The organism is Mesorhizobium sp. M1A.F.Ca.ET.072.01.1.1 (genome assembly GCF_004023325.1).
GTDB lineage: Bacteria > Pseudomonadota > Alphaproteobacteria > Rhizobiales > Rhizobiaceae > Mesorhizobium.
In genome coordinates, this window is sequence record NZ_RZSF01000356.1 from 1 (window position 1) to 6,391 (window position 6,391).

Genomic DNA, 6,391 nt, shown 5'->3' on the forward strand with positions numbered 1-6,391 from the left:
AGCCAAACGAGCAGCCGGCGTTGCTGGACACCGAGCTCGAGCACCTGCCGCCGGAACTGCGCTGGCGCGAGTGGATGGGCCGCGTGGAGGCGGTGATCTTTGCGGCAAATGAGCCTGTGCCGCGCGAGGTGTTGGCGCGGGTGGTGGGAAAAAGCTGCAATCTCGAGCTGGTCATCGACGACATCCGCGCCGAGCTTGCCGGTCGCCCCTACGAACTGGTCGCGGTCGCTGGCGGCTGGCAGCACCGGACCAGGAAAATCTTTGGCGACGTCATCCACGCCGCCTTCGGCCCGCCGGCGGGGCAGGGGACAAAAGAACTGACGCAGTCGGAGGCGCTCGTGCTGATGTGCATCGCCTATTTCCAGCCGATCACTCGGGGCGAGCTGTCCTCCTTCTTCGGCAAGGAGGTGTCGCGCGATCTGATCGGCGTGCTGCGCGCGCAGGAGCTCATTGCCTCGGGGCCGCGCAGCCCGCAGCCGGGCGCGCCCTACACCTATGTGACGACGAAAAATTTCCTGTCAGAGTTCGGGCTCGACACGCTGCGTCAGCTGCCGGATTTCGAGGCGCTCGAGGATGCCGGACTACTGAGCAAAGAGAAGCTGCTTGCGGGCGACATCATGCCGGGGTTTTTGGACCCCGGCGAGAGTGGTGCCTACGCCGCCATCGATGAATAGAGGGCCTCTTAGGTGATGGCTTTTTGGCGTGTGCGCAAGGATTCCGCCCAATCGGTGAGGGCCTTAATATCGTCTGAAACTTCAGTCGGCGCCGGCGGCTCTTCATTTCGGACGCGAGAGGGATCATGGGCTTCGATGATGTCGCTGCACTTTTTGAACGCGGTACGGAAGGTCTCTGCGTCGGCTTCTAGGAGAACTGACACCTTCTTCAGGTTTTTCGTGTCGATGTAATCGCGATGACGGATCAATACACCTGCAAAGACGATCTCTTCCAGGGCGCGTTCCCAGGTAGCGCGGAGATGACCATAGAGCCTGATTGCTGCATTGCGATACCCATCTTCGTCATTGGCGTCGTAGAGCGCTTTTGCCGCCCGTTGGTCTTTCTCAAGCCGGTCGACCCGCGCCCTCACCCCCGCATGATCCCAAGGGAGACCATCTCCCACTATGCCCGTTCCATTCGGACCGCGCGATAGATTGGACATTTTCGTCGGAAGGCCTTGGCGGAATGCACCGTCATTCAAGTCGTTTACGAACACCAAGTCGTGCGTAAACACGATGATCTGCCGTTCCTTTGCCTCTTCCACAAGCCGATGCGCAACTTTCCGCCGCCATCGGTGATCGAGGGACGTCACCGGATCGTCGAAGATCAGTGCAGATTTATGGGTGGCAGTTGCCAGCTCGGTGAGGAAAGCCGCCAGAGCTACGCAGGTTTGTTCTCCCTCGCTCAACACCAGGTGCACCTTAGTTTTGGCATTGGCAAAGAGGCGGATTTGATAGTTCGGCGAGCCATACTGGCCGCCGGATCGGACTACCTCGACACGGACTTTCTCCGCGGCGAGTCGAACGATTTCGCGCTGAAAGCGGTCACGCATTCGGGGTGTGATAATCTCGTCTGCGAGTTCGTTACCGAGTTTGGTGATCGCCGTCGTCGACGTCTGGCCTAGGCACTTGGCCAGGCGATCCAGCTTCACAAGCCGATCTATCTCCTTCCCGGCGATGTCGTGTAAGTGGCCAGCAGCGGCTCTATCTTTCAGCTCGTCGTGCTCCGCCTGCAGGATCTTGCGGCCTTCAAGGTCTGCAGCGGCTTCCAACTGACGAGCATAGACGCGTGCTTCGCTTTCAATCTCCACTAGTTCTGCTTCGGGAAGGGCAGCTTGTGGCGACAGCGCCATCCCACCAGGGCTGACAAGATCCCTGAGGCACTGCAACCTACGCAAATCGGCTGACGCCATGAAGCGCAGTACTGCCGCCGCCGCAGTTGGATGGTGGATAGCAATACGTCGCCGGATCTCGCCTATGAACCTGATGTCGGGGTGCCTGGATCGGAAGTCCGTGAGCGCGGTGTCGTAGGCCTTCTCAGCAGCCGTAGCCTGCTTTTCCGTGTCCTCGCGGATGAACCTCTCAAAGGTCACCAGGCGTGCGCCCGCGTCGGCGTTCAACGGTTGATGGCAAAGTACGCAGTGCTCTCCCTCCACTGGCGGGAACTGCTGTTCAACGTGCTTCGAATAATGTCTTGCAGCCTCCCAAAGGGCTCGCCATGTTTCGGCGCCGACCCCAGGAAACGTAGCATCCTTGAAGGCGGTCTCGGCCGACAGCAAAGCCGCCGCGCGCTTAACCCTTGCATCGTCCGCAAGGCCCTTCAGCGCGTTGAGGGCGTCGTCCGTGTAGACTTCCTGTACCTTCTTGATATAGCGCAGGACTTTCGCGATGCCATCGGCGAATTGGTGCTGTTCGGTCGCCGCCTCGACTGGATTCTTTGCCAGGTCTTCGGCGAGCTGCTGAAGACGCGCCCGTTCGGCATCAGTCATGGTGGCTAGGGCACAAAGGCCATCGAGCTTGGTGTTGTGTTTGAGCTGAGACATGATCCGCCCGACAGCTGTGGTCCCCTGCCACGTTGGCGTGTCGAAAACCGGGTCTTTCAGTGCCTTCAGATGACCTTCCTCGGCCTGGATCGAGGTCTTGAGTTGGGTGCAAATTCCAGCAAGATCATCCGGAATATCGAGCCCGAATGGCCGGAACGCGACCTCGTTTTTATCCTGGATATGGACTGCACCGCATTCTCGGTCGAACACGCTCACCGCAGAGAGTACCGGATCCGGGTTTGCATTGTCCTCCCAAGGGAGAACGGGTTGCAGCACCCCATCTCTAGAAATGGTGAAGTTCGCGGTCGCTTTGCCTCCGAAGGAAAGCGAAAACGCATCTGGCATTATTTCGCCGGCTTTGCGCGCCCGGCAAGCGCGCTTGAGTACTCGGCCGTATCCGGATTTGCCAGCGCCGTTTGGCCCATAGATGATCGTTAAACCCTTTTGTTCGAACGCAAGCGTCTGCTTCGGAGCAAGTTGATTGACCCCTACGACGTCACTGAGCGACGATAGCGTGATAGCGGATCCATTTCCTGGGTTAGCCGGCAAATGCGCCGACTCAAGTGGCGCGGCTTCGAGCTCGATATCAGGCGCGCCATGCTCCTTCTTGCATAAATCGAAGATCTCACTGACGCCCGCCGCATCAAGAGTGCCTGACGTCACAATGCGCCGGAGGGCATCCCTCTGCCATGCCGGCCTGCTTTGCGACCAATCGAGAATCGTTTGAAGAACAGTCTTACGCGGTGCGGGCTGATGCATGGCACGATTTACCTGAGGAGGTCATGTGGAATGGCAGGAGACCGCAACCTATACTAGCGACGCCGAGAAGCAATCATGGGGTCAGCACAAGAGGCTGGAAGGCTCCCGCTCCGCCGGTGCTAGGTGGCATCGGTTGGAATAGACGAACCAGGAGCGTACGAATGGAAGAGATTTCTACCGTTGGGATCGACCTGCGAAGTCGAAGTGGTCGTCTGGCGCCAGCGCTGCCAGCAGATGTTGAAGTTTTTTGCCACCCTGCCTCGTTCGGTATGGAATGGTGCGAGCGCCAGCCCGATCCCGCGACCGGCCCCAGTAATTAACATCGTCCTGGTCATGCCGCGGCCCCTATCTCGAGTCCATGAATGAGGGGTGACAGACATGCGATGCCCCGGACACGGCTCAGCAATCAATCGCGAGCCAGCCGAGGGCAACGCGGTCCGCACACGGAGCCGTTTAGCGGTCGAGTGTTGATGTTTATCATAGGATCTAGCTCGCCTCCCGTTGCCCAACGCTGTCGGACTTTGCTACCGAGGCCCAGGAGACCGCTAGCCGTGACGTTCGGGCGACTAGGCCTTGGTGTCCGCATTTGCCTGAGCTTCTGTTCGGGCCTGGAGAGCGCCGCGGATGGCATTTCGATTTGTTCATACAGCCGACATCCATCTCGATTCGCCTTTGCGCTCGCTTGCGCTGCGCAATCCCGAGCTTGCCGAACTCGTCGGAGATGCCAGCCGCCAGGCATTCACCGCGATAGTGGATTTGTGCCTTGCGGAGGATGTCGATGCGCTTGTGATCGCCGGCGACCTTTATGATGGCGACCAGACCTCGATGAAGACGGCGCGTTTTCTGGCTTCCGAGTTGACGCGCCTCCATCAGGCCGGTGTCAGGGTCTACATGATCCGCGGCAACCACGACGCCATGTCGCGGATTTCGAAGCAACTCGTCTTGCCCGACACGGTGACCGTCTTTGCCGGCCGCTGCCAATCCGTGGTCCAGCCTGGCTCTGGAGTGGACGTTGCGTTCCATGGGCTGAGCTTCGCCAGTCCCAAGGCGCCCGAAAGCCTGCTGCCCAAATATGCCGGCCCACAGGAGGGAACTGCGAACATCGGCATCATGCATACGAGCCTGGCCGGCTCCCCAGGTCATGACCTATATGCCCCTTGCAGCGTCGCCGACCTGCACGGCCACGGCTTTGACTATTGGGCGCTGGGCCATATCCACGTTCGTCAGGTCTATTCCGGTGCGAGCACGCTCGTGATGCCAGGAATCCCTCAGGGGAGGGACATCAATGAGGCGGGTGAGAAATCGGTCACGCTGGTCACCATTCGCGACGATCGCTCCGTCGAGATCGAGGAGAGGCTCATTAGTTTCGTGCAGTTCGAGCGGGTGAGCGTCGATCTAACCGATGCGTCGGAATGGAGTGAGGCCGTCATTCGTATCCGAGCAGGACTGGAGCAATCCCGGGAGGTTACCAGATCGCGCTACCTTGTTGCTCGCGTTAGCTTGGTCGGCACAACTGCCCTTTCATGGTCGCTGATGCGCGACCGGGACCTGGCCGTCGCAGAAGCCGAACAGGCAGCAGAACAGGTGGGCGACACCTGGGTGGAGAAGCTGGAGCTTGATCTTTCGGCTCTTGCTGCCGGAGATTCGGGAACTGCCGCCGATCCTACTTTGGAACTCGCGCAGTCCATGCGCGCCAATGCGAACTCGGAAGCATTTCGATCCGAAGCGCGGGAATTCGTATTGAAGACGATCGCGGACCTGCCGCCCGATGCGCGCGGCTTCGCCGGCAAGGACGAAGCAGGCCTCGAACAGTTTCTCGACGATGCGCTTGCCGGAAGCGTAGACCTGGTCACGGCCCGGCTCAAGGCAGGTGCGACGCGATGAGATTGCGGCGCCTTGACCTGACCCGCTACGGCAAGTTCACCGATCAGGCGATCGACTTTGGAGAGAAGCCGGTTGCAGGTCCGGATCTGCATATCGTTTTCGGCTTGAATGAGGCCGGGAAATCGACCGCGCTCTCTGCCTACCTGGATCTTCTCTTTGGCATCGAAGAGCGCAGCCGCTACAATTTCCTGCACGAATATAGCTCCATGCGCATCGGCGGACTGCTCGAATTCGAGGCGCAGACGCTTGCCGTTTCACGCACCAAGAGTCGCAGCAACTCACTCTACGACGCCGAAGGCCGGCCACTGAGCGAAATTGCCATTTCGCCGCACCTCGCTGGCTTGTCCCGCGACGCCTACAGCAGCATGTTCTCGCTGGATGACGAGACGCTGGAGGCAGGGGGCAAGGCGATCCTTGAATCGCGTGGCGATCTCGGCAAGCTCCTTTTCACCGCCAGTGCTGGGCTCGGCCATGCCAGCGATGTGTTGGTCGCCTTGGGAACGGAGGCAGATGGGCTTCACCGGAAACAGGCCCAGACGACCGATATCGCGCTGCTGAAGAAACGGTTCGCGGAACTCAAGTCGCGCAAGGAGACGATCGACACGCTGGCCTCGACATTCGAGGCGCTCGAGGCGGAACGGGCGGAAGCCCAGGAGAAGTATGACCGCAGCCTGACTGAACGCGCGGTGTTGTCGGCCCGGCTCGCCACGATCGACCGATATGTTCGCGCCGCTCCGCTCCTGGCCGAAATAAAACGCAAGGCAACCAGGCTGGCTGAGCTGCCTGACCCCCCGTCTCCAAAGAGAACCTGGAGTGGCAGCGTCGCGGAATTGATCGATCAGGACGCGCGCTTAAGAACGCGTCTCCAGGCGAATGCCGACGAGATCGATCGGGCAAAGGCAAAGATCGAAGTAATCGACGTCGACGACACTGTGCTGGCGATCTCGGAGCAGGTGCGAGGACTTGCCGACCGGAAGGCGCGCTATTTGTCCGCGGGCATGGATCTGCCGACCCGCAAGATGGAAGTCCAACTGCTCGACCAGACGATAGCTAACTGTCTCGCCGCGCTTGGAAGGTCGGCCGAACAGGATCCGTCCCGGCTCATCCTGCCGGCCTTTGTGGTCGGCTCGCTTCGCAACATGGTCGAACAGCGCTCCGGCATCACGACGAGCCTGCGGATGGCCCGCGATGAGGCCGCTGCCGCGCTCGACG

At 60.2% G+C, this 6,391-nt stretch carries 4 protein-coding genes; 3 read left to right on the forward strand and 1 reads right to left on the reverse strand.

The features are described 5' to 3' along the window. Positions 1–674: SMC-Scp complex subunit ScpB (locus tag EOA32_RS31405; RefSeq protein WP_145971411.1), on the forward strand; the 674-nt coding region annotated here is incomplete at its 5' end. 8 nt (positions 675–682) lie between these two features. On the opposite strand, the gene EOA32_RS31410 is transcribed toward EOA32_RS31405, so the two are convergent. Beyond that, complete coding sequence (locus tag EOA32_RS31410; RefSeq protein ID WP_128373792.1) at positions 683–3,295, reverse strand: AAA family ATPase; 2,613 nt, start codon at positions 3,293–3,295, stop codon at positions 683–685. Between the two features lie 624 nt (positions 3,296–3,919). Between EOA32_RS31410 and EOA32_RS31415 the strand changes: the two genes are divergently transcribed. Both EOA32_RS31415 and EOA32_RS31420 read left to right on the forward strand, forming a co-directional pair. Further along, positions 3,920–5,179, forward strand: a complete 1,260-nt coding sequence (locus EOA32_RS31415; RefSeq protein WP_128373793.1) for a DNA repair exonuclease — start codon at positions 3,920–3,922, stop codon at positions 5,177–5,179. Then, positions 5,176–6,391: AAA family ATPase (locus EOA32_RS31420; RefSeq protein WP_145971412.1), on the forward strand; the 1,216-nt coding region annotated here is incomplete at its 3' end. The genes EOA32_RS31415 and EOA32_RS31420, both read left to right, overlap by 4 nt.

Coding starts and splice junctions, on each gene's coding strand:
- EOA32_RS31410 (WP_128373792.1), bottom strand. CDS start 3,295: ATGCATCAGCCCGCACCGCGTAAGACTGTTCTTCAAACGATTCTCGAT.
- EOA32_RS31415 (WP_128373793.1), top strand. CDS start 3,920: ATGGCATTTCGATTTGTTCATACAGCCGACATCCATCTCGATTCGCCT.